Consider the following 22,123-nt stretch of genomic DNA (forward strand, 5'->3'; position numbering starts at 1 on the left):
GATTAGAACTTCGCATAATTCAACGCATCAACAATCGCCGAGCCGCCGATACCGGTCAGTGACAGCAGCAGTGAACGAATCAAGGGATCCTCGGAGTAGCGCGAGAACGAGCCGGTGTTGAGCGTGGCAACCCGTTCGCGGATCATCTTGAACTTGGCATAGCCCGGCGTCGATTCCGGTGTTTCCAGCAGATAGGCGTCGATTCGTTGCAAGGCCACCGTGCGGGCCTTTTCCGCGGCTCGGCGCAGGGTGAGCGCAGAGCCGAGCAACAGCAACGCGGTCAGCAGGTAGGAAATCATCAGCCCCGGAGGCGTTGGCCAGTTGTCGAACAGGCTGCTGCGCGAGGCCAGCAGGATCAACAGCACCACGGTCGGTGCGTAGATCAGCCGATTGACCGCCGACGTACGCTTGGCGATCAGTTGCAGATCCACCCACTCGTCGATGCAGGGATGCTTGAGCATGCCGAATATTTTCTTGTGTTCGGCCTGCAACGTCCCTGGCCAGATCGCATGGTGCTCGCTCAGATGACGGATGAAGCGCGTCAGCAACAGGTTGGCATCCATGACCCAGAACACCAGCACCTGGAACGTCAGCGTCGGAACCAGCCAGTTCAACATCCACCAGTCCGATGCACCGCGCACGGGCGTGCCTTCCATCGGCCAGATCACGAACAACACGCTGGTGACCACGACGTAGGCCCAGGTAGCGAGTAACGCGCGCAACAGGCGGGCACCGAATGAACCACAGATGCAGTGCTCACCCCAGAAGCGCGCAATGACGATCATCTTGCGTCCGTCCGTGCAGCGGGCCTGGGCGGCCGCGCAGGACTTCGACCAGTCTTCGTTGGCACTCATCAGCGGGAAGAAAATCAGCAGCAGCCAATGGCCCAGCTCATTGCACCAGCGGCGCAGGCTCCAGTCTTTACCGCGGCGGATCAATCGCTGTACCTGGCCCCACAGGGTGGTCTGGTATTTGCGCATGTGCAGGCGCAGATGGAAGGCGCTTTCGATCTCCGCGCGATTGATGCGCAGCTTGCGCCACCCCCAGGTCAACGCCGAGAGTGAGATCAGCACGGCCAGCAGGCGCAATGCTACGGTCGGCCAGGCGCTGATGCCTTCGAGCAGGAACATCGGCTCGCCCAGGCCGTTGTCGGTCAAGGTGCTGCGCATCTGGTACGCCAGCATCAACGCGAGGATGAACACCACCAGCGGGACCACGATGTACCACGCCCAGGCATCATATGAACCTGGGGTCACACTTGACGTCGCGTCCTGGGTCAGTGCCAATCGCCGCGTGGAGCGACGGAGCAGGTTCGACGACAGGATGCCCAGCAGCACCAGCACGAAGGTGAACCACAGGAATTCCGCATGCCAGTAGCGCGTGGCAATGAAGGCGCAGGCCGCCGCTACCATGAACAGCGTAATAGGTACGCCGCGCACCCACGCCAGGCGCGTGTCGTGTTCGTCCTGGGGGCCCTCGATGCGCCACCAGAGGATGAACGCAGCGATGCTCAGCAGGGTGAGTGTCAAAGGTCCGGCCCAAAAGAACGATTGGCTGTGTTTGAAACGCTCGCGCAGTGCCTGGGAGGGCTCAGGGTAGGGCGGCGGCGAGGGATCTTGCAGGCAGCGCAACGCCATCAGATCGTGGGGCAGTACACCGCGCTCCGATTGGGCTTGGGTGGGCGCCTGGCAACTGGTCGGGCGCGAGGCGCCCAGTCGCGTAGCCAGGGGAATGAAGCCACTGATACCCACTTCGTAGATGCCCGGCGAGAGCAGCTCCGATTTGGAATAGTCGAATTTCGCGCGCTTGGCATCAAAGGATTGCGGCGCCAAGGCCGCCAGTACCGAGATGAACACGGCACTTTGCAGGCTGTCGCGAAATGGCGGCACGTCCTGTTGCAGGGCGCGGGTCAGCGTCAGGCCATAGGGTGCGGCGAGGATCAGGTTGCGCGTGGTTTGCGCCTGGCCCCGTTGCAGCATGCGCGCGTCAAGGTCGGTGGAGAAGTACAGTTTGTAGGGCATTCGGCTCTTGAGGGCCTGCAGCACCAATAGCTTGTCGTAGGCATCGACACCCAGGATGCCGATGGCGCCGATGCCGCTTTCGCCATCGCGTCGATAGGCCGCGTCTTCGCTGGCGATGTGGTCGGCGAGGCGTCGCAGATAATCGAGCTGGGAGTTGCCGTCGGATTTCTCCAGCGGGCTGAGGTCGATGGCGGATGCGCCGCGGACGTTTTTGCTGGCATCGGAGCTGGCGGTTTTATCGGTGCTCGCTGATTCTTCCGGCAGGCGCCCGTCGAGCCCGCGCAAGTAACTGAAGCGCAAGATCCACTGGTCGACGGTACCCTTATGGTTTTCCCCGTCGCCGAGTCGGGCGTCTCTGGCCACCTGCAGCTTGAAGCTTTCGATCAGGGCGCGGCTGTAGAAACTGTCCCATTCGGAAATCAACGCGATGCGGTTGGCGCTGCGGCGAAGATTGCCGGTGCAGGGTGAGCCGATCCGGCTCAGTTTGCCTTCGCTGCAACGCACGCCGGCGGCCGGGTCGACGCGGCGCAGCTTCAGTTCTTCAAGCATCAGTTGGGTCATGGTGCCATCGTCGCTGACGGTGCGCAGCAGCTTCATCGGCTCGCGGTTGGCCAGCGGTGGCGACAGCTTCTGGTAGCCGCGATCCAGTGTCTCGTTGTCGGCCGTGGCCAGCGGCGAATAGATTTCGATGTTCGGCGAGGCCTTGCCGATGTCCTGGTCCTGGAACATGTCGCGCAGCACGGTCGAGGTCGAGGGGCCTATGACCTTCAAGACGGCATTGGCCGAGGGTTCGATGCAAGGTGCTGGCGTGCAGGCCATGGCGACTTTTCTGTTCAGGCTGTCACGAAGCGTTTCGAGCTGTTGCAGCGGCATTGAGCCGAGCGCGTCCTGTTTCAGCCAGAACACGATCGTTCGGTCGGACGGTGCGGGCTTGCCTTCAAGCGCCTGCGGTGGATCGAACGGATTGGACACGAACACTTCGTAGGGCGTATCGACGAAAGCGTTTTTCTGCGGCGCCTCGAGTGACAAGTTGGCGGCCAGCTTCAGGCAGTGGATGTACTGCTCCTGATCCGGCACCCGATGGGAATTCTTGAACCCGGCCAGCAAGGCATAGCGAATGCGCCGGCGTCGTTCGACTTCATCGGCATAGGGGCCCCCCTCGACCAGCGCGACCATGATGTCGGGCGCCGATTGTCCTGCGCTCAGGGGCGAGAGGTCGGGGCTGCAAACGTTCTCGGCGTCCGGGTTCTTGCTGTCGGCAAGCTTCTTTCGATAACGCTCCACCGCGTCGAAAGGGTCCTGCCACAACCGGGCCTCGATGGGCAGTTGTGCCTGGAACTGGGCACCGACGGGGCGCGGCTCCAGGAAGGGTTCGCGGGTGAGGGCGAACATCGATACCACCAGACTCAGGATGACTGCACTGCCTGGCAACCAGAAGGCCAGATTTGTGCCCGAATCCTTGCTGTCCATGGCCTGCGCCTCTTTGTTTGCGGCCAACCGTGTACTGTTATTTATAGACCCGATAAATGAAGGGGCATGGCCTGAATGAACGATTGTCTGACCGAATTGCCGCCGATCGGCTATTCACCCGCACTACGGCGGCAGGTGTACAGTGCGGTGCTCTGGCTGAATAACCGGTCATGCCTCATTTAAGGTCATTCTGGACGAACACCATGCATCACGTCGGACTCATCGTTTACCCCGGTTTCCAGGTCCTGGGCCTGGCCATGTGTGCCACATTCGAACTGGCCAACAGTGCGACCGATGAGCCGGTGTACAGCATTGTCCTGGTGTCCGAACACGGCGGCATGGTGCAAACCTCCGCAGGATTCGCTGTGGAGACCAAGCCGTTTGACCAGTGTTCGTTCGATACGCTGTTGGTCATGGGCGATAACTTGATTCGCCCGCCGTCGAAAGGGCTGGTGGACTTTTTGCGCCATGCCAGCCATGGCACCCGCCGCCTGGGTTCTATCTGCACCGGTGCCATTGCCCTGGCCGAAGCCGGTTTGCTCGACGGCCGGCGAGCAACCACCCACTGGTGTCATGCGGCGTCGTTGCAGCGGGCGTTTCCGAAGGTGAAGGTTGAGGAAGACCGGATTTTTATCAACGATGGAAATATCTGGACCGCCGCCGGCATGAGCGCGTGTGTCGATCTGGCACTGGCCCTGGTGGAAATCGATCTGGGCGCGGAAGTCGCGCGACGGGTCGCCCGGCAGTTGGTGGTGTATCACCGCCGGGCAGGCGGGCAGTCGCAGTTTTCGGTCATGCTGGAGTTGCAGCCCAGGACCGATCGCATCCAGGCAGCATTGACGTACGCCAAGCAGAACCTGAAGTCCGGTTTGTCGGTTGAGGAACTGGCCAACGCCGCCAATCTCAGCCCGCGACAATTCAGCCGAGTATTCAATGCCGAAACCGGGCAATCGCCGGCCAAGGCTATCGAAAGCTTGAGGGTGGAGGCCGCGCGGTTGATGATGGAAACCGGCCGGCACTCGATCGATGTGGTGGCGACCGAAACCGGCTTTGGTGACAGGGAGCGAATGCGCCGGGCTTTCCTGCGAGCTTTCGGGCAACCGCCCCAGATGATTCAGCGGGCCAATCGGGGTTGATGTCCTAAAAGGTGGTGTATACGACATTCAGGTCACAATATTATTTTCGTAATATTTATCTCGTTGAACCCATTTCCTCAATGAGATCGCCGCCATGACCTTTGTCAAAGCCGCCGCCGTACAAATCAGCCCCGTGCTCTACAGCCGTGAAGGCACCGTCAACAAAGTCGTCGAGAAAATTCTCGAGCTGGGTGAGCAGGGCGTGCAGTTCGCCGTGTTTCCCGAAACCGTCGTGCCGTACTACCCGTATTTCTCGTTCGTCCAGGCGCCCTTTGCCATGGGCGCCGAACATCTCAAGCTGCTGGACCAGGCCGTGACGGTGCCGTCGGCGGCGACCGATGCCATTGGCGCTGCCGCCCGAGAGGCCGGCATGGTCGTGTCCATCGGTGTCAACGAACGGGATGGCGGTACGTTGTACAACACTCAATTGTTGTTCGACGCCGACGGCTCACTGATCCAGAGCCGCCGCAAGATCTCCCCGACTTACCATGAACGCATGATCTGGGGCATGGGCGACGGGTCCGGCCTGCGCGCCACCGACAGCGCGGTGGGGCGCATCGGCCAACTGGCGTGCTGGGAACATTACAACCCGCTGGCCCGCTACGCCTTGATGGCCGATGGCGAACAGATCCACGCCTCGATGTACCCCGGCTCGTTTGCAGGTCCCCTGTTCACCTCGCAAATGGAAGTCAGCATCCGCCAGCATGCACTGGAAGCGGCGTGCTTCGTGGTCAACTCCACCGCCTGGCTCAGCCCTGAGCAACAGGCGCAGATAATGGCTGACACCGGCTGCCCGATCGGGCCGATTTCCGGCGGTTGCTACACCGCGATCATCAGCCCGGATGGCGTGGTACTGGGTGCGTTGACCGAGGGTGAAGGCGAGGTGATCGTCGACCTCGACATGAGCCTGATCGACAAGCGCAAGCGCATGATGGATTCGCGTGGCCACTACAGCCGTCCGGAACTGCTCAGCCTGCTGATCGACCGCACCCCGCATGCCCATGTGCATGAGCGCGGTGCGCATCCGGAGACAGTGGAAAAGGTAGATCCACTGTAGGAGCATGCTCGCTCCTACAGTAAGGCGGTAAGGCAATACGGCGTTGTTTCAGTGCTGGTTGCGGCGCCAGAAAAACCGGGCCAGCAAGGCATCGAGACTGAGCTTGCCCGGTCCGCAAAGCAGCAACGGCACAAGGGCGGCGAGATAAATCAGCGGCAACTTGAAGTTACCAAAGCCTTTGTTGCTGATGGAGTAACCCTGGGCCAGTTCGCTCAAGGTCGACCAGTCTGCCGGCCAGTGCACCGCGGCGGTCGCGACGATGGTCACCACGATCAGGCTGATCGCCGAGAAACGTGTGGCCAGGCCCACCAGCAGGGCGAGCGCGCAGATCAGCTCGACCCACATCGACAGTTCCCAATTCAGCGTGGCCGGCAGGTGGTTGAACGGGAACAGGAAGCGGTCCTGGATGTCGGCGAACCAGTTTTCGCCATTGAATTTTTCCAGGCCCGACTCGAAGAATTCCCAGGCGAGGAACACCCGCAAGGACAATGGCGCGATCCAGCTGCCGGCACGGTCAAGGTTCAGGTGCAGGCCTTTCACGGCCGATGAAATAGTGGCGTTCATGGTTGATCTCCTTCAAGACAGGGATGTCGGACCGGGGTGTGTCCGTTGAGAGGTATGTCATCAACCGGGTGTATCTGCGGTATGTCGCTGGCACGGGAATTTGAAGGCCTGGTGTGTCAGGGGCGGGGCTGTACACACTTTGATACGTTCAGTTCGAATGCATTTAAATGTGGGAGCGGGCTTGCTCCCACAGGGACCTTTGTGGGCATCAAGTCAGAGCGGCATTGCCAGAACCCGGCTGCGCAGATGCTCCAGCGTCTCGTCATTGAGCACCGTGGTCAGCTCCAGGCCTTCTTTGGCCTGATACAGGTTCATCGCATCCCGGGTCTGTTTGCCGACAATGCCGTCAATCGTGCCGGGGTGCCAGCCCAGGTACGTCAGGTAGGTTTGCGCGGTGCGAATCCTCAGGTCGGGCGTTCCGCCGTAAGAAAACTTCTGATACGCGGCACTGAGCCGCACATCGTAGTTGTTGATGGCGTAGTTGGGGCCGTTGTAACGACGGGCGAAGTTCGCCCAATCCTTGGCCCGTAGCGCGGCGATGGAACCGCCACCGATCAACGTGCCGACCGTACACAACAGTTGTTCGTTCTCGGACAGGACCATGCGCTTGACCATCGACTCGACGTCTGCAGAACCGGTGGAGGCGAAGTTGAACCCCATGATCTGGCCCAGCCCCCAGGACGTGCTTTGCAACGCCGCATTGCGGTTAAGCTCGATCGCCTGGTTGAGCCGGTCGTACTGGTGGTCCCCCGACGCACCATAGTTGCCAGGGCTTTTGCCGCTGATTTCGGGGTGTTGTGCGTCAAACGCCTGGTGGGTCAAGCGGCTGAAGACGTGACGCTCGAAAAGGATCTTCGGACGGCGATCGGAAAAGAATCCGTTGCCGGAGGTTTCTACTGCCAGAACAGCCCACAGTTGTGCAGCGCTGACTTTGGCCAGGTCCAGGGCATTTTCCAGACCTTCGTCGTCAAGGGCTGCGCCATGGCTTCTGAATTCGTTGCTCATGACGGCCTCCTTCGAAACAGCAAACGCGGGGGGTACGCTTTAAGCGTAGGTGGGCCAATCCGGCACCGGCGGGTTTGCGATCATCGGCGCAGGGCTGTGGCGGATGACGCTTGGCGGCTTTTGCTATACATTTTCTGCCCGCCCATTGCATGGTGATACCGCTTCATGTCTCTTGCGCTCGAACGTCTAGTCGCTGGCACGCCGATCCCTTTTGCCGGTAATCGTGTCACTGTGGTCAGCCCCGAACTGGCGGCACGCTTTGCGCCCGGTGACCACCTGTTGGTGGAGCAGGTCAGCGGCGAACTGTTGCTGATTCCGGTGGCTGACCAGCAAGCGGCAGCGGTGGCGATCGAACGTGCCGAAGCGGCGTTCAAGGCGCTGTCGACAGTGTCGGACCAGGCCATCAGCGCCTTTTTCGATGAGTTTGCCCAACGCCTGGAGACGCCTGAATGCTGGGCCTTGATCGAGGCCGCAAACCTGGCCGACATCGAACGGGCCAAGGCTCGTGGCCGCTCGACCACGCGTTTGCTGGCCGATGAGCGCATGCGTCGCGACATGATTGCCGGCCTGCGCGCCTGGCGCGATGCGTCGGCCACCCGCGGCAAAGTGATCAGTTGCGTTGAGCACGACGGCTGGAAAGTCGAACAGGTGGTCTCGCCGTTGGGCATCGTCGCGTTCGTCTTCGAGGGCAGGCCGAATGTCTTCGCCGATGCCGCCGGTGTGTTGCGTACCGGTAACACCGCGGTGCTGCGCATTGGCAGCGACGCGTTGGGCACGGCCCAGGCCATCGTCACTCACGCATTGAACCCGGCATTGAACGCCACCGGATTACCAACCGGTGCGGTGTCGTTGGTGGAAAGCGTCAATCACGCCGCCGGGTGGGCGATGTTCGCCGACCGCCGTCTGTCCCTGGCCGTGGCGCGTGGTTCGGGGCGCGCCGTCAGTCAATTGGGCAGCATCGCGCAACAGGCCGGCACCGCCGTCAGCCTCCATGGCACCGGTGGTGCCTGGTTGATCGCCGATATTGACGCCGATGCCACGCGCTTCGCTGCTGTGGTGCGCAACTCCCTGGACCGCAAGGTCTGCAACACCCTGAACGTCTGCCTTATCCAGCGCGACCGCGCCGCTGACCTGGTGCCGCTGTTTCTCGATGCGCTGCAACAGGCCGGCAAGGCACGCGGGCAGGGCTGCAAGTTGCACATCGTGGAAGGCAGCGAAGCGTTCCTGCCGGCGGATTGGCAAACCGCCAGCGTCGAGGTCTACCGCGCCGAAGGCTACCGCACCGAAGCACTGGCCGAAGCGTTGCCGGAAGATCAGCTGGGTCGCGAGTGGGAGTGGGAAGAAACCCCGGAAGTCAGCCTGAAGATCGTCGACGACCTGGACCGCGCCATCGCCTTGTTCAATCGCTACAGCCCGCAGTTCACCGTGTCGCTGCTCAGTGAAACAGCGGCGACCCAGGAGCGTTTCTACAACGCGGTCAACGCGCCTTTTGTCGGCAACGGAATCACCCGTTGGGTCGATGGTCAGTACGCACTCAACAAGCCGGAGCTGGGCCTGTCGAACTGGGAGAGCGGGCGGCTGTTTGCGCGCAGTGCAATTCTTTCGGGCGATGGCGTGTTTACCATTCGCAGTCGCATGACCCAGGTCGATCTGTCGGTCAAACGCTGACATCTGGCGCAGCGGCTGCCTGGGCGGTCGCTGCGGTCAAGCTCAGGCGGCATCGACGGCTTTGCCATGCACGGCGCAGGTCGTCGGGTGCTCGGCCAGCGACACGAACGTGCGGCTACCGGCATCCAGCGCATCGATCGAGCCGGTCTCGATGTCATACACCCAGCCATGCAGGTTCAACAGGCCTTTTTCCTGGGCCAGGCGCACACTCGGGTGAGTCTGGATGTTCGCCAGTTGCGCGATGACGTTCTCGCGCACCATCGAACTGACCTTGGCCGCTTCATCCGCATGGGGCCGGGATTCGTTGATCACCTTTGCCGACTCGGCGTGTTGCAACCAGCCGCTGACGGCGGGCAGGTGGTCCATGCATTTGCACTTGGCCACCGCTGTCATCGCGCCGCAGTCGGAATGCCCGCAGATCACGATGTCGGTCACGCCGAGCACGGCGACCGCGTACTCCACCGTGGCTGACACGCCGCCCGGATGAGGGCTGTAGGAGGGCACGATGTTGCCGGCGTTCCGGATGACGAACAGCTCACCGGGTTCTTGCTGGGTCAGCAGTTCCGGTACGACGCGGCTGTCGGAACAGGTGATGAACAAGGTGCCGGGATGTTGCGTGGTGGCCAGGTGTTTGAACAGGTCGGTGCGTTGCGGAAAGACTACATTAGTGCCATGGTGATCTGGAATACCGGGCATTAAAAAGGGCCTGCTCTTATCGGGAGCAGGCCCTTACTTGTATTGAGGTTCTAACTAATCAGTAGAACCGGTCAATCACCCGAACTTCGTTCTGGCCCTGCAGCGAGTCCCAAGCCTGTTTCAGCGTTTGCAGGACATTACCGATGAAGTCCTTGTCGGCAGCGGCCTTCTTGCCAACATAGCCATGGCCGCGACGGTACATTTTCAGTCGGGCCAGCAGGTTCTGGTTGTTCTGGTCGAACTCCGCTTCATGGGCATGTGGCGACAGGCAGTCGATATGCACCTGGCCCGATTTGCTGATCCACAGGATATGGCTGTCATGGCTGTCTTTTTGCGCCGCGAACATGCGAGCCAGTTCTTCGATAGTCGGTTGATTGTTCAGATTCATGATAAAGCCCCCTTGACCATTTGGTGATCTTTCAAAGTTGATTCGCTAATACATGTAGCCCATCGGTTAGTTGATCCCTGGCACCGAAACCAGGACGTCAGCAGTCGTCCGTCGAAATCGACGGGGTCCCGCGTCTGTTGCATGTAGTCGTGTTGAATAACTGCTACGCAATAGCGTCACAACGAAGAGAAGCGGCGATAACCTTTGGCCCCTGCCGACGTTTTCAGGGTCGGCCACAAGCATCATGAGGATGGATCGCCAGCGCTTCTCGCCCTTGTACTGGACGTTCAGGCCAGGTCAGCTTCTTCAATCTGCCTTGTGGGCAGCGTGTATCCGGAAAAAACAGCTCGGCGGTCAGACGAGCTTGCTCAAGCGTGTTGCCAGTACTCCCGATCGGGGAGATGTCTGCATCATGCAAGGGCAAATCGAAGGCGTCAACGGTTTTGTAGTGAATATTTATAGTCACTACATATTGTCTGACAAAGCTGATTTGGAATTAGACGGGGTCTACCCCGTGTAGGAGCGAGCATGCTCGCGATGGAGGTCAACGATGACGCGGGGAGCCTGACACCCCGCGGTGCCCTGAGGTTTTTCGCGAGCATGCTCGCTCCTACAGGGACAGGGGCCTTACGCTTTTTCAAAACAGTAAACAGTGCACGGCAACCCCTGGATGTACAGTGGATGAGCGCTGAATCGGTCTTGCGTCACCTCAGGAATCACTGCAGCCCAGAACAGCCGTGCCGGCTGGTTCGCCTCGACATGGAAAATTTGCCATCGACCGGGGAGTCGGTTCAACAGGGTGGACACGACAAACCTGGCGACGCCCTGGCCACGGAAACCCCGACTGACGAACAGATAACCGATGTTGAAGCGGGCATCGGGCACGTGGATTTCGTCATCCACGGTGACGAACCCGGCCAACTCCCCGTCGACCCGGATCAGAAATGCCTGGGTCGCGGGTTGTCGCCAGTAGTCCGAGAGGGGCAGGATATTGAAAAAGCCATGCTCACCCAGCTTCAGCGGCACCCACTCGCTGAAGTCATAGGTGTAGAACTGCATCAGGTTTTCAATGGTCTGCAGTTCGTCGCGTTGGGCCGCGTGCAGTTCAATCGAGATCATCTGAAAGGTTCCCGCCAATGGCTGTGCCTGACAGGTCATTATGGCCGAAGCCTTTCAGTTAAGCGGGCAAAGGGGTGGCGCTGCCGACCTCAGAGGGAGCGCTGATTGACCCGAGCCATGAGCTGATCTGCGGTCTCTTTGCGTTCAGAGTAGCGATCCACCAGGAACGCTTGACGGTCACGCAGCAGCAGGGTGAATTTCACCAGTTCTTCCATCACGTCGACCACTCGGTCGTAGTAAGCCGACGGCTTCATCCTTCCCGCCTCATCGAACTCCGTGAAGGCCTTCGGCACCGAGGACTGGTTGGGAATGGTGAACATGCGCATCCATCGCCCCAGCACACGAAGCTGATTGACCACGTTGAACGACTGCGAGCCGCCACACACCTGCATCACTGCAAGCGTCTTGCCCTGGGTGGGGCGAACGGCACCGAGTTCCAGGGGAACCCAGTCGATCTGCGCCTTGAACACGGCCGACATCGCGCCATGGCGTTCCGGCGAACACCAGACCTGGCCTTCGGACCACTGCATCAGTTCGCGCAGCTCCTGGACCTTGGGATGGGCGGCAGGAGCATCGTCGGGCAGCGGCAAACCGGACGGATTGAAGATGCGTGTCTCTGCGCCGAAATGCTCCAGCAGGCGCGCGGCTTCTTCGACCAGCAGGCGGCTGAACGAGCGTTCGCGGGTCGAGCCGTACAACAGCAGGATGCGTGGCTTGTGATAGCTGGGCCGGTTCGGAATCTGCGTACCGTCGAACAGTGTGTGATCAAGATTGGGAAGTGGGTCTGACATAGGTACTCCTGCTCAAATAGTGCCGATTCGATCCAGCTCGCGCTTGAGTTCATCGCGGCCGAGGGTATTGAAGGGCAGGGCGAGGAAGGCTTTGCAACGTTGCTCGATGCGCGCCAGGGTGGCGCGGAAGGCGGCATCAACGGCTGCTTCATCGCCCACGACATCGGAGGGATCCTCCAGGCCCCAGTGAGCTTTCACTGCCTGGCCGAAATACACCGGGCAGGATTCGCCCGCGGCCTTGTCGCACACGGTAATGACGATATCCGGCAAGTTGCCCTCGAACGCGTCATTGCCCTTGCTGCTCAAGCCGTCGATGCAAATACCCGCTTGCTGCAGGGTGGCGAGACTGCGTGGCAGCACCTGGCCCTTGGGGAAGCTTCCTGAACTGACCGCTTCGAATCCATCCGGCGCCAAGTGATTGAACATGGCTTCTGAGAGAATGCTGCGGCAGCTGTTGGCCGTGCACATGAACAGGACTCGCATGGGATTGCTCCTGCCGCTCGGGGCGGACATCAATGACTCAGGCTCAGGCGTAATGCCAGGGCAGAGAGGGTGATCAACAGAATCGGCAGGGTCAGCACGATACCGACCTTGAAGTAGTAGCCCCACGTGATGCGCATGTCCTTGCGCTCGAGCACGTGCAGCCAGAGGAGGGTGGCGAGACTGCCGATGGGGGTAATCTTCGGGCCGAGGTCGCAGCCGATGATGTTGGCGTAAATCATCGCCTCGCGAATCAGCCCGTCCGCGCCGCTGGCCTGGATCGACAGGGCGCCGATCAGCACGCTGGGCATGTTGTTCATCACCGAGGACAGCAATGCGGACAGCAGGCCGGTGCCCAGGGTGGCGCTCCACAGACCCTGTTCGGCCAGGCGGTCGAGCACATGGGTCAGTGAATCGGTCAGCCCCGCGTTCTTCAGGCCATACACCACCAGGTACATGCCCAGCGAGAACACCACGACGTGCCAGGGTGCGTCACGCAACACGCGCCGGGTGGAGATCCGGTGACCCTTCGCCGCCACCGCGAACAGGATCGCCGCACAGGCCGCCGCGACCGCGCTGATGGGTATCCCCAGCGGCTCCAGCACAAACAGGCCGACCAGCAGGACAAGCAGAATCCACCCACCCACGAAGAAGGTGGCGGGATCGTGAATCGCCGTTGCCGGCGTCTGCAATGCCTCGACTGAATAGCGCGGTGGCAAGTCCCGACGGAAGTACAGGAAAAGCATTAGCAAGGTGGCGGCGACGCTCACCAGGTTCACCGGCACCATCACCCAGGCGTACTCGGCGAAGCCCAGCTTGAAGTAATCGGCGGAAACGATGTTCACAAGGTTAGACACCACCAACGGCAGGCTGGCGGTATCGGCGATGAACCCGGCGGCCATCACGAAGGCCAGGGTCGCGGCGGGCGAAAAACGTAGCGCCAGCAGCATGGACATGACAATGGGCGTCAGGATCAGCGCTGCGCCGTCATTGGCAAACAACGCCGAGACCGCCGCACCCAACAGCACGCAAAAGGCGAACAACCGGTAGCCATTGCCCTGCGCCCAGCGGGCCACATGCAAAGCAGCCCATTTGAAGAAACCGGCTTCATCTAGCAACAGGCTGATAATGATGATGGCGATGAAGGTAGCGGTGGCGTTCCAGACGATGGCCCACACCGTGGGAATATCCTGCAGCGACACTGCACCCACCGCCAACGCGATCAGCGCACCGGCAGAGGCACTCCAGCCGACGCCAAGCCCCTTGGGTTGCCAGATGACCAGAATGAGGGTGAAGACAAAAACAGAAGCGGCGACCAGCATTGAAAACTCACTCGATCAGGGGTTCAGCAACAGGCAGCATCGCGCACGGGACGCCCGTCCATGTTCTGCAGGCGCGAAGCGTTGCTCTGGAGCCAATCGCAATTGGCCTGCAAGGTGACCTGCAACATCTCGTGCACCCAGGGGGGAAGTTGCGGATTGAGACGGTAATAAACCCACTGCCCCTGGCGGCGATCGAGCAGCAGTCCGCTGCTGCGCAATTGCGCGAGATGGCGGCTGATCTTTGGCTGGCTGTCGTTCAGGGCGCACATCAGCTCGCAGACACACAGTTCACCCTGGTGGGCGATCAGCAGGGTGGCGCGGGCGCGCGTCTCGTCGGCCAGGCTCTTGAATACCTCGGGAGGTGTGATCATCGGGCATGCCTATTACATATGGATAATCAAATATACGGATATCCGTATGTATTAAGCAAGTTAAGAACCATTGCACCCGCTTCATCCACCACTGACTTTCCAATGTTTGACATCGTCAGCGAACATCATCTGCTTCATCTCGTGAGCAATGCCATAGGCCAGGGATTCGTGTGCAGCGATGACTTTTTCTTCCGCCGAAAGGCAATGGAAAATGTCGAGCTTGGTCTCTGCCTCAGCCGTTTCGAGGGAGAAAATCTGCACGTAACGCGCAAGGTCGTTATCAAGGCTCGACAGGTATTCGCGCAGGCGCTGGTGGTCGACCGATTTCTGGCTGAAGTACCAGTTCATCGGGTGGATCAGGAAGCGTGAGTGAGGGGAGGTGATCCGCCGGCCTGCCGCCAGGAACATGATGATGCCCATGGATTCGATGTTGCCGGCGTTGATTGCACACAGCGGTACCGGCAGTGACTTCAGGAACGTATAGAGGGTGAAGCCGAAGTTGGTGCTACCGCCGCTCGTAGACAGATTGAGGAGCAGGGAGGTGGCGCCTTCATCGATGGCTTCGAGGCAACAGTCCCGGAAGCGCTCAGTGGTTCCCTGATCGATCTGGCAATGAAAATGCACGATATGTTCAGTCATCGATAGACTACCTGGATGATGCCTGGAGGACTTCCACGCGTTATCAAGTCTAGTAAACATCAAGCAGTTGATCTTGAAACCCTCGCAGACTGCCGCTCTATCCGACGCTCGCCATCCATCGAATCAGCGCAATTGCGATTGAACCAAATGCCCCGATCCACTCGTCGCAAGTCCGATAATTCGATTCAAACTTTCTGTTTTGTGAGTCCTCCGACGTATACGGGCCCAAGCTCGTACTAACGATGCAGAGGTGAATGAAAATGGCCAATACAGGAAATAAAAATCCCGGCAGCGACTGGGACAAGACCAATGAAGCCGATAAAAAAGGCGGTCAGGCTTCCGGCGGGCAACAATCGCGCGATAACGATCGCATGTCCGGAGGCGGGCAAGGCAATCGCGGCGGCGAATTTGCCGACGACAAGGAAAACATGACCAAGCCAGGCCAAAAAGGTGGCCAGGCTTCAGGTGGACAACAGGGCAACAGGACTGACCAATCTTCCAGCACCGGGCAAGGAAGCGGACGCGGCGGCAATGTTGCCGATGATCGCGATAAGTCTGATATGGGACGCAAGGAAGACGGGATGAGCGGTGGTGGAGGACGCAAACCCTGATGCGGTCTGACTCATCAAGCCCCGATTTTTTCGGGGCTTGATTTGATAGGGTTGAGATCAGTCGCAAGGACGCGCTAATTGATCTGAACAATCACCGGGCCTTCCGTCACGATCGGCGGGTTCGCGTGGATATTCGATGCATTTTGCTGAATCCATTCGCGTGCAACTTTCAAGCTCGCATCGCTGCCGGCCTTGTCCGTACAAACAGTCACTGACGTACCTCCATCGCCCGTATTGAGCAGTGTGTAGCTGACGAGGCCAGGCACTGTCCGCAGGAGCGCTTCAACGTCGGTCTGGCGCTGTTCCAACAGGTCGAAAAGTTGCTTGGCTCCTGTACCCAGGTAGGTTCTTATCACTGCATACATGGTCGTCTCCTTTGGGAGCCCCCAGGTTTCAATTCACCCCGATTCATTAAGCTTAGCCACGGGCCGTTGGCAAGCGAGATGCTACGACCATCGGCGGCGTTCGCTCTCGCCATTCACTCTCACGCCTGATCCATCGCCTCAGCCACCCCCTGATCCTCTCCCAGGAAGCCGCCACTTTGATGCTGCCACAGCCGCGCGTAGGTGCCGTTTTTTGCCAGCAATTGCGCATGGGTACCCTGCTCGATGATGCGTCCCTCGTCCATGACGATGAGCCGATCCATGGCCGCAATCGTCGACAACCGGTGCGCGATGGCGATGACGGTCTTGCCCTGCATCATTTCATCGAGGCTTTCCTGGATGGCGACCTCGACTTCAGAGTCCAGGGCACTGGTGGCCTCGTCCAATAGCAGGATCGGGGCGTTCTTGAGCATCACCCGGGCGATGGCAATGCGTTGGCGCTGGCCGCCCGAGAGCTTGATGCCGCGCTCACCCACCAGGGTGTCATAACCACTATGGCCTTGCCGATCGCTCAGTTGGCTGATGAACCCGTCGGCTTGGGCATTGATCGCGGCACTGCGCACCTGGGCGTCGGTCGCGTCCGGGCGACCGTAGGCGATGTTGTCGCGAATCGAGCGGTGCAGCAGGGACGTGTCCTGGGTGACCATGCCGATAGCGGCGCGCAGACTGTCTTGTGTCACCTGAGCGATGTTTTGCCCGTCGATGCGAATCTCACCGCTGTCGACGTCATAGAAGCGCAGCAGCAGATTGATCAGCGTCGATTTGCCTGCGCCGGAACGGCCCACCAGGCCGATTTTTTCGCCTGGGTGGATGGTCAGGCTCAATCCGTCGAGCACCTGGCGTTCACCGTTGTAGTTGAAACTCACGTTGTCAAAGGTCACCGCGCCGCCAGAGGGCACCAGTACGCCAGCGTTCGGTGCATCCTGCACCTTGGGGCCACGGGTCAGGGTTGCCATGCCATCCTGCACGGTGCCGATGCTTTCGAACAGCGAAGCCATTTGCCACATGATCCAGTGCGACATGCCATTGATCCGCAACGCCATGGCCGTGATTGCCGCCACCGCTCCCGCGCCGACCTCGCCCTGGTGCCAGAGCCACAGGGCATAGCCGCCAGCGGCCATGATCAACATCACCACCAGCGCCTGGTTGACGATCTCGAACTGGCTGACCAGGCGCATCTGGCGGAAGCCGGTTTGCTTGAAGTCCTCCATCGCCGCGCGCGCAAAATGTGCTTCACGATTGGAGTGCGAGAACAGTTTCACGGTGGTGATGTTGCTGTAGGCATCTGAAATACGCCCCGTCATCGACGATCGCGCATGGGCCTGTTCCTGCCCGACTCGCCCCAGGCGCGGCACAAAGTACAGCATGGCCAGCCCGAACAACGCGACCCAGGCAATAAAAGGCAGCATGAGTTTCAGGGCGAAGCCGCCGGCCAGTGCGATGATCGCAATGAAATAAACGCCAATGCCGGGCGCGATTTCGATGAGGGTGAACAAGACTTCGCGCACGCCCAGTGCAGTCTGCATCACCTTGGTAGTGACCCGACCGGAGAACTCATCGGAAAAGAACGAAAGGCTTTGCCGCAGCATCAGCCGATGGAAGTCCCAGCGCAGCCGCAATGGCAGGTTGATGGCCAATATCTGGTGCTGCACCATGGTACGAAGCGCCACCAGCCCAATGCTGGTGAGCAACACTATCGCGATACCCCACAGCACAGAACTTTCCTGCCCGTTCGCATCGCCACCGGCCTGCCAGGTCGAGAGCAGGTCCACGACCTGCCCAAGAAAGGAAAACAACCAGGCTTCGTAGATCGACACACTGGCGCTGAGCAGCGCAAGCAGAAGGATGTAACCGCGGGCGCCGCGCGTGCAGGCCCACAGGAACCGCATCAGGCCGACAGGCGGCGGCGGTGCTTCGTCGGGAGGGAATGGATCGAGCCTTCGTTCAAACACGCGAAGCATTGTGATCTCCGAAATGATCTGGGTAAGCGGATTTTGCCATTGAGTGGCTGCTTTGAGGGTTTGCGGGCAGGCGTCGTATCCGCCACCGCCAGACTAACGGTGCCGGGGGATGCAGGGGGCCCGCGTCCAAAGCGCTCGGTTGAACTTTTACAGATGTAAGGCTGTGAAGGGTGTAAAGGAGTGTAAAAGGAGGTAAAGGCAGGGGGGCCACAAACGGAACAATTCGTCCCGTTTTCCATCAAGCGGAGAGTGGCCTGTTCATTCCTGTCGTTTACATACACTCGGAGGTTGAAATTTCGCTGGCGTAGGCGCCTGCGGCGCTGTTGTCGACCTGAGCCGATGGACTGACAGACATCCGTGCGCCGGCAGACAGGCTACTGTTGATCCGGGGGATATGGCACAGGGATGAGGCCGCCCCCATGCTCATGCGCACATTCGCCACATCCGCAGTGAAGGGCAACGGTTTTTTGTTAAAGGTGCTGCCCATCGCCAGGTCAAGGACCAGTTCACCCGTCTTGCCCTCGATCTGGATGTCAGTGCCCCTGCTGCCTGCCACCGTCAACCTGGACGGATCGACGGCACAGGCAGGTGCCACGATTTTAACCCCTGCTTTTCCCGTCAGCCCCGTCAGTGGCGCGCTGGTATATAGCGTGATATCCAGGGTAGGGGAGACGACGCGAACGTTTTCCGCTGCGTCATTCACCAGCAATAACGCCTTGTTGTCTGTCGACACCTGAAGCTTGTTCAGCGTATCGGCAGAGCCTGAGACCACCATTGATGACGCTGCAGCGCATTTGATCGACAGGTTCACACCCTGTCGGGCCTCAACGCTGTTGAATGCGGTCAGCGCAAAGGTTTTTTCTGCGGCCAGTACAACACCACTGGTCGTGATCGCCAGCAGCGCAAGCATCAGCTTTATCGTGTCCATGTTGTTCATGCAACCTCCTTGTTTCACAGAAGCACCGAAAGGGAAATCCAAATCCCGGAAACGACAAAGCCCTGAATAATCAGGGCTTTGTCGTATAAAGATGGCGGAGGCGATGGGATTCGAACTCATGGACCTGTTACAGTCGACGGTTTTCAAGACCGTTGCCTTAAACCACTCGGCCACACCTCCGTTTGTGTTGCGGGCGCCATAATACCTGAATGAAACACACTGTCAAACTCTCTGCATAGCTTGTTACAGGGCGTCTGTTATGATCTTTGCGACTGAACGTTTCAAACCAACAGGAGTGTCGCCATGCGCGAACAGGATTACGCAGTGAATAACAGCGTGCAGGCTGAGCAGCTAGAGGTTAGCCGCGTCCTGCGCAACACATACGGCTTGCTGGCACTGACGCTGGCCTTCAGTGGTGTGATGGCTTACGTTGCCCAGCAGATGCGTGTCGGCTACCCGAACATTTTCGTGGTGCTGATCGGCTTCTACGGCCTTTTCTTCCTCACCAACAAGCTTCGTGATTCCGCCTGGGGCCTGGTATCGGCCTTTGCCCTGACCGGTTTCATGGGTTTCCTGCTCGGCCCGATCCTCAACCGTTACCTGGGCATGCAGGGCGGCGCCGAAGTGGTTAGCTCGGCCTTTGCCATGACAGCCCTGGTGTTCGGTGGCCTGTCGGCCTACGTGCTGATCTCGCGCAAGGACATGAGTTTCCTCAGTGGCTTCATCACGGCGGGTTTCTTCGTGTTGCTGGGTGCGGTGGTTGCCAGCTTCTTCTTCCAGATCAGCGGCCTGCAACTGGCGATCAGCGCGGGCTTCGTGCTGTTCTCCTCGGTCTGCATCCTGTTCCAGACCAGCGCCATCATCCACGGCGGCGAGCGCAACTACATCATGGCCACCATCAGCCTGTATGTATCGATCTACAACCTGTTCATCAGCTTGTTGCAGCTGTTTGGCATCATGGGTCGCGATGATTGATCGCCTACCATGATTGAAAAAACCCGCTTCGGCGGGTTTTTTTATGCCCGGCGCAGTACCGGCGGCTAGGCCATTGGTGGCAGGCGCCGCTTGACCGGGGTTTTCTTGACGATGGCGGTGTTGGTTTCGGCGTGGGTGTTGAGGCGGTCGAGCAGGGTGTCCAGTTGTTCCATCGAGCGTACATGCAGGCGGGCGATGAAGCAGTCGTCACCGGTGACCTTGTCGCACTCGGTGAACTCGGGAATCGCCATGATCTGCCGTTCCACTTCCTGCAACTGGCCGGGCAGCGGGCGAATGCGCACGATGGCCTGCAGCTGATAACCGAAGCATTTCGGGTCGATTTCCACGGTATAGCCCTTGAGCACACCGCGCTCTTCAAGACGCCGCAGGCGCTCGGCAACGCTGGGTGAGGACAGGCCGCTGATTTGCGCCAGGGCCTTGAGCGAACGTCGTGAGTCCTCCATCAAGGCGGTGATCAGCACCTGGTCGATGTCATCGGTCATGGCGAAACCTCTATTAGGCAGTTTTGCAAAATCGCCTTCGCATAAAAGGCAAATTCGAAGTTTAGCCTGCTTTTTGCGCTGGAGCAGCGCCCCGGTCGATTGGCATACTTTGCCCATCAACCACAGGAGTCTGATGATGGACAACTCAATACGTCGCGGCTCGTTCGAAATGACCGCCGCCATGCTGATCTCCGGGACCATCGGCTGGTTCGTGCTGGTGTCCGGGCAACCGGTGCTGGACGTGGTGTTCTGGCGCTGCCTGTTCGGGGCCGGTGCGCTGCTGCTGATTTGTGCGGCGTTCGGCTTTCTTCGTCCTGGTATCCTCACCCGTACCACTTTCCTGTTGGCGGTGCTCAGCGGTGTGGCGATCGTCGGCAACTGGGTGTTGTTGTTCGCCTCTTATTCCCGGGCCTCGATAGCCATCGGTACGGCGGTCTATAACGTCCAGCCGTTCATGCTGGTGGGGCTGGCGGCGGTGTTTCTCAACGAGAAAATCACCCTGCAGAAACTGGCCTGGCTGGGCGTTTCGTTTCTCGGCATGCTGGCGATCGTCAGCGCACATGGCGGGGAGGGCGAGAGCGGTAACGAGTACTTGATAGGTATCGTTCTGGCCTTGGGCGCCGCGTTCCTCTATGCGATTGCCGCGTTGATCATCAAGCGCCTGACCGGTACGCCACCCCATCTGATTGCATTGGTCCAGGTCAGCACCGGCGTATTGCTGCTAGCACCATTCGCGCACCTTTCGGCCCTGCCGCAGGAGCCGAGTGCCTGGGGCAGCCTCGTCACCTTGGGCATCGTGCACACTGGCGTGATGTACGTGCTGTTGTACGGCGCGATCCAGAAACTGCCGACGGCATTGACCGGCGCGCTGTCGTTCATCTACCCGATCGCGGCGATTTTCGTCGACTGGTTTGCCTTCGGCCATCGCCTGGAACCGCTGCAATGGATCGGGGTGGCCGCGATCCTGCTGGCCGCGGCCGGCATGCAGCAGGGCTGGAGCTTGAAGTTGCGGCGCACCGTTACCTCGTAAGGTGTTTCAGATGTTCCAGCGCGGCGCCGTCCTGGCCAGTCGCTGGCGCATCTCGCCAATGTTGGCAAGCAGTTGCTCAGTCAACAATCGGTAACCGTCCAGGGCGTTGTAGACCGGCACATCGAGCCTGACCATCGGTAGCGCCACGGGGCGCTCCAGCCGGTGGGTGCCACCGGATTTCAGCGCCCGGGCCATGGCCATCAGTTGCACGCGAATCAGTCGATGCTCTGCCTTCAAGGCCGATTGCAGGTCGCTGGCATCCGGTCGGGTATTGCCCAGTATCTCAAGGGTGCTGACACACAGGCGCAGCTGACGTTGAATGGCATCGAGCTCGTTCATGGAAATCTTCACCTCCTTGGACACCGATGGCATCAGGGAGCGCAGTTGTACCATCACGGTGTTCAGTCGCCCCATCAGCCTTAGGTGTTCGTCGCCAGTCACCGATTGGCCGGTGATGATGCGACCGTAGACCGCCGCGCAGTCACGCAGGGCATCTGCCAGGTTGTACCGCCAGGAATAGACCGCATAGAGCGGCAGGGCGAAGGAAAATGCCAGGGCCAGGGCAATACCGATCAGGATATCCACCCCACGCCACAACCCGTCAGTGACCGGATTGTCACCATGCCCGGCGACGATGAATACGGTTATGCCAGCCAGCAACGCAGTGTATCCGCCTTTGCCGATGGCATGGTACGAGAAGAATCCGCACACCACCGCCATGGCGAAATAGGTCAGCCACGGCATCCCGAGCCAGGACTGTTGCACCACCAGGATCAGGCCGATAGCCGCCCCGACCAGAGTGCCGATGGCCCGTTCGGCCGCTTTCTTGCCGATGTTGCCATGGTGCTGCAAGCCGCCGATCACCACCAGCATCGTCACCGAGGCCCACTCGCCGTGGGGCAGGTGGATGCCGGTGGTCAGCAGGATCGTCGCCAGCAACCCGAGCGACACGCGCACGGCATGGATCATCCGCGCGTGGCGATAGCGCTGGTACGG

The 22,123-nt window shown here is 59.9% G+C and carries 22 protein-coding genes, 1 tRNA gene and 1 pseudogene; 7 read left to right on the top strand and 17 right to left on the bottom strand.

Annotated features, from left to right (window positions below):
- Positions 1-2 precede the first annotated feature (2 nt).
- On the bottom strand, positions 3-3,491 hold the full coding sequence (locus tag QLG10_RS22125; RefSeq protein WP_188264939.1) for a hypothetical protein: 3,489 nt from the start codon (positions 3,489-3,491) through the stop codon (positions 3-5).
- Positions 3,492-3,694: 203 nt separating this feature from the next.
- On the opposite strand from QLG10_RS22125, the gene QLG10_RS22130 reads away from it, so the two are divergent.
- Both QLG10_RS22130 and QLG10_RS22135 read left to right on the top strand, forming a co-directional pair.
- Complete coding sequence (locus QLG10_RS22130) at positions 3,695-4,627, top strand: GlxA family transcriptional regulator (RefSeq protein WP_248678233.1); 933 nt, start codon at positions 3,695-3,697, stop codon at positions 4,625-4,627.
- 94 nt (positions 4,628-4,721) lie between these two features.
- Complete coding sequence (locus QLG10_RS22135; RefSeq protein ID WP_110753449.1) at positions 4,722-5,684, top strand: Nit6803 family nitrilase; 963 nt, start codon at positions 4,722-4,724, stop codon at positions 5,682-5,684.
- Positions 5,685-5,732: 48 nt separating this feature from the next.
- Here the strand turns inward: QLG10_RS22135 and QLG10_RS22140 are convergent, their stop codons facing one another.
- On the bottom strand, positions 5,733-6,248 hold the full coding sequence (locus QLG10_RS22140; protein WP_110753447.1) for a DoxX family protein: 516 nt from the start codon (positions 6,246-6,248) through the stop codon (positions 5,733-5,735).
- 213 nt (positions 6,249-6,461) lie between these two features.
- Positions 6,462-7,253, bottom strand: coding sequence for an N-acetylmuramidase domain-containing protein (locus tag QLG10_RS22145; RefSeq protein WP_110753446.1), 792 nt, complete (start codon positions 7,251-7,253; stop codon positions 6,462-6,464).
- A 165-nt stretch (positions 7,254-7,418) separates the two neighbouring features.
- Here QLG10_RS22145 and QLG10_RS22150 point away from each other — a divergent pair, with 165 nt between their 5' ends.
- On the top strand, positions 7,419-8,921 hold the full coding sequence (locus QLG10_RS22150; RefSeq protein ID WP_282488026.1) for an aldehyde dehydrogenase family protein: 1,503 nt from the start codon (positions 7,419-7,421) through the stop codon (positions 8,919-8,921).
- Positions 8,922-8,963: 42 nt separating this feature from the next.
- Here the strand turns inward: QLG10_RS22150 and QLG10_RS22155 are convergent, their stop codons facing one another.
- Together QLG10_RS22155 and QLG10_RS22160 are read right to left on the bottom strand one after the other, a co-directional pair.
- Positions 8,964-9,617 carry a carbonic anhydrase gene (locus tag QLG10_RS22155; protein WP_282488027.1) on the bottom strand — a complete coding sequence of 218 codons (654 nt, stop codon included), beginning with the start codon at positions 9,615-9,617 and terminating at the stop codon, positions 8,964-8,966.
- A gap of 58 nt (positions 9,618-9,675) precedes the next feature.
- A complete protein-coding gene (locus QLG10_RS22160) occupies positions 9,676-10,005 on the bottom strand; it encodes a hypothetical protein (protein WP_020800065.1) in 330 nt (109 codons plus the stop codon).
- A 528-nt stretch (positions 10,006-10,533) separates the two neighbouring features.
- Here QLG10_RS22160 and QLG10_RS22165 point away from each other — a divergent pair.
- Positions 10,534-10,620 (top strand): annotated as a pseudogene (locus QLG10_RS22165) (outer membrane lipoprotein carrier protein LolA); the annotation flags it as partial.
- 12 nt (positions 10,621-10,632) lie between these two features.
- Here the strand turns inward: QLG10_RS22165 and QLG10_RS22170 are convergent.
- The 6 genes from QLG10_RS22170 to QLG10_RS22195 all read right to left on the bottom strand — a co-directional run bounded on the left by QLG10_RS22170 (position 10,633) and on the right by QLG10_RS22195 (position 14,727).
- Positions 10,633-11,124, bottom strand: coding sequence for a GNAT family N-acetyltransferase (locus QLG10_RS22170; protein ID WP_248678230.1), 492 nt, complete (start codon positions 11,122-11,124; stop codon positions 10,633-10,635).
- A gap of 89 nt (positions 11,125-11,213) precedes the next feature.
- Positions 11,214-11,915, bottom strand: a complete 702-nt coding sequence (gene arsH / locus QLG10_RS22175) for an arsenical resistance protein ArsH (RefSeq protein ID WP_282488028.1) — start codon at positions 11,913-11,915, stop codon at positions 11,214-11,216.
- A 12-nt stretch (positions 11,916-11,927) separates the two neighbouring features.
- Positions 11,928-12,398: an arsenate reductase ArsC gene (locus tag QLG10_RS22180; RefSeq protein WP_282488029.1), complete on the bottom strand. Its 471-nt coding sequence runs from the start codon at positions 12,396-12,398 to the stop codon at positions 11,928-11,930.
- A gap of 29 nt (positions 12,399-12,427) precedes the next feature.
- On the bottom strand, positions 12,428-13,717 hold the full coding sequence (locus QLG10_RS22185) for an arsenic transporter (protein ID WP_110753432.1): 1,290 nt from the start codon (positions 13,715-13,717) through the stop codon (positions 12,428-12,430).
- A gap of 23 nt (positions 13,718-13,740) precedes the next feature.
- Positions 13,741-14,088: a metalloregulator ArsR/SmtB family transcription factor gene (locus QLG10_RS22190; RefSeq protein WP_110753431.1), complete on the bottom strand. Its 348-nt coding sequence runs from the start codon at positions 14,086-14,088 to the stop codon at positions 13,741-13,743.
- Positions 14,089-14,169: 81 nt separating this feature from the next.
- The gene (locus tag QLG10_RS22195; RefSeq protein WP_110753429.1) at positions 14,170-14,727 is read right to left on the bottom strand and encodes an ATP-dependent Clp protease proteolytic subunit; all 558 of its coding nucleotides are present in this window, start codon (positions 14,725-14,727) and stop codon (positions 14,170-14,172) included.
- 260 nt (positions 14,728-14,987) lie between these two features.
- Here QLG10_RS22195 and QLG10_RS22200 point away from each other — a divergent pair, with 260 nt between their 5' ends.
- Positions 14,988-15,338: a stress protein gene (locus QLG10_RS22200; protein ID WP_282488035.1), complete on the top strand. Its 351-nt coding sequence runs from the start codon at positions 14,988-14,990 to the stop codon at positions 15,336-15,338.
- 74 nt (positions 15,339-15,412) lie between these two features.
- Here the strand turns inward: QLG10_RS22200 and QLG10_RS22205 are convergent, their stop codons facing one another.
- The 4 genes from QLG10_RS22205 to QLG10_RS22220 form a co-directional block, all read right to left on the bottom strand.
- On the bottom strand, positions 15,413-15,703 hold the full coding sequence (locus QLG10_RS22205; protein WP_110753428.1) for a hypothetical protein: 291 nt from the start codon (positions 15,701-15,703) through the stop codon (positions 15,413-15,415).
- A gap of 119 nt (positions 15,704-15,822) precedes the next feature.
- On the bottom strand, positions 15,823-17,682 hold the full coding sequence (locus QLG10_RS22210) for an ABC transporter ATP-binding protein (protein WP_110753426.1): 1,860 nt from the start codon (positions 17,680-17,682) through the stop codon (positions 15,823-15,825).
- A gap of 271 nt (positions 17,683-17,953) precedes the next feature.
- Positions 17,954-18,619, bottom strand: a complete 666-nt coding sequence (locus tag QLG10_RS22215; RefSeq protein ID WP_282488030.1) for a DUF2807 domain-containing protein — start codon at positions 18,617-18,619, stop codon at positions 17,954-17,956.
- A 92-nt stretch (positions 18,620-18,711) separates the two neighbouring features.
- Positions 18,712-18,799: transfer RNA gene (locus QLG10_RS22220), tRNA-Ser, on the bottom strand.
- A gap of 123 nt (positions 18,800-18,922) precedes the next feature.
- Between QLG10_RS22220 and QLG10_RS22225 the strand changes: the two genes are divergently transcribed.
- Positions 18,923-19,594: a Bax inhibitor-1/YccA family protein gene (locus QLG10_RS22225; protein ID WP_110753333.1), complete on the top strand. Its 672-nt coding sequence runs from the start codon at positions 18,923-18,925 to the stop codon at positions 19,592-19,594.
- 65 nt (positions 19,595-19,659) lie between these two features.
- Here the strand turns inward: QLG10_RS22225 and QLG10_RS22230 are convergent, their stop codons facing one another.
- A complete protein-coding gene (locus tag QLG10_RS22230) occupies positions 19,660-20,097 on the bottom strand; it encodes an Lrp/AsnC family transcriptional regulator (RefSeq protein ID WP_007987480.1) in 438 nt (145 codons plus the stop codon).
- Positions 20,098-20,233: 136 nt separating this feature from the next.
- On the opposite strand from QLG10_RS22230, the gene QLG10_RS22235 reads away from it, so the two are divergent.
- The gene (locus QLG10_RS22235) at positions 20,234-21,127 is read left to right on the top strand and encodes a DMT family transporter (protein ID WP_282488031.1); all 894 of its coding nucleotides are present in this window, start codon (positions 20,234-20,236) and stop codon (positions 21,125-21,127) included.
- Between the two features lie 6 nt (positions 21,128-21,133).
- On the opposite strand, the gene QLG10_RS22240 is transcribed toward QLG10_RS22235, so the two are convergent.
- On the bottom strand, positions 21,134-22,096 hold the full coding sequence (locus QLG10_RS22240; protein ID WP_110753332.1) for an FUSC family protein: 963 nt from the start codon (positions 22,094-22,096) through the stop codon (positions 21,134-21,136).
- Positions 22,097-22,123 lie beyond the last annotated feature (27 nt).

The organism is Pseudomonas sp. V98_8 (assembly GCF_029967975.1).
In the GTDB taxonomy this organism is placed as follows: domain Bacteria; phylum Pseudomonadota; class Gammaproteobacteria; order Pseudomonadales; family Pseudomonadaceae; genus Aquipseudomonas; species Aquipseudomonas umsongensis.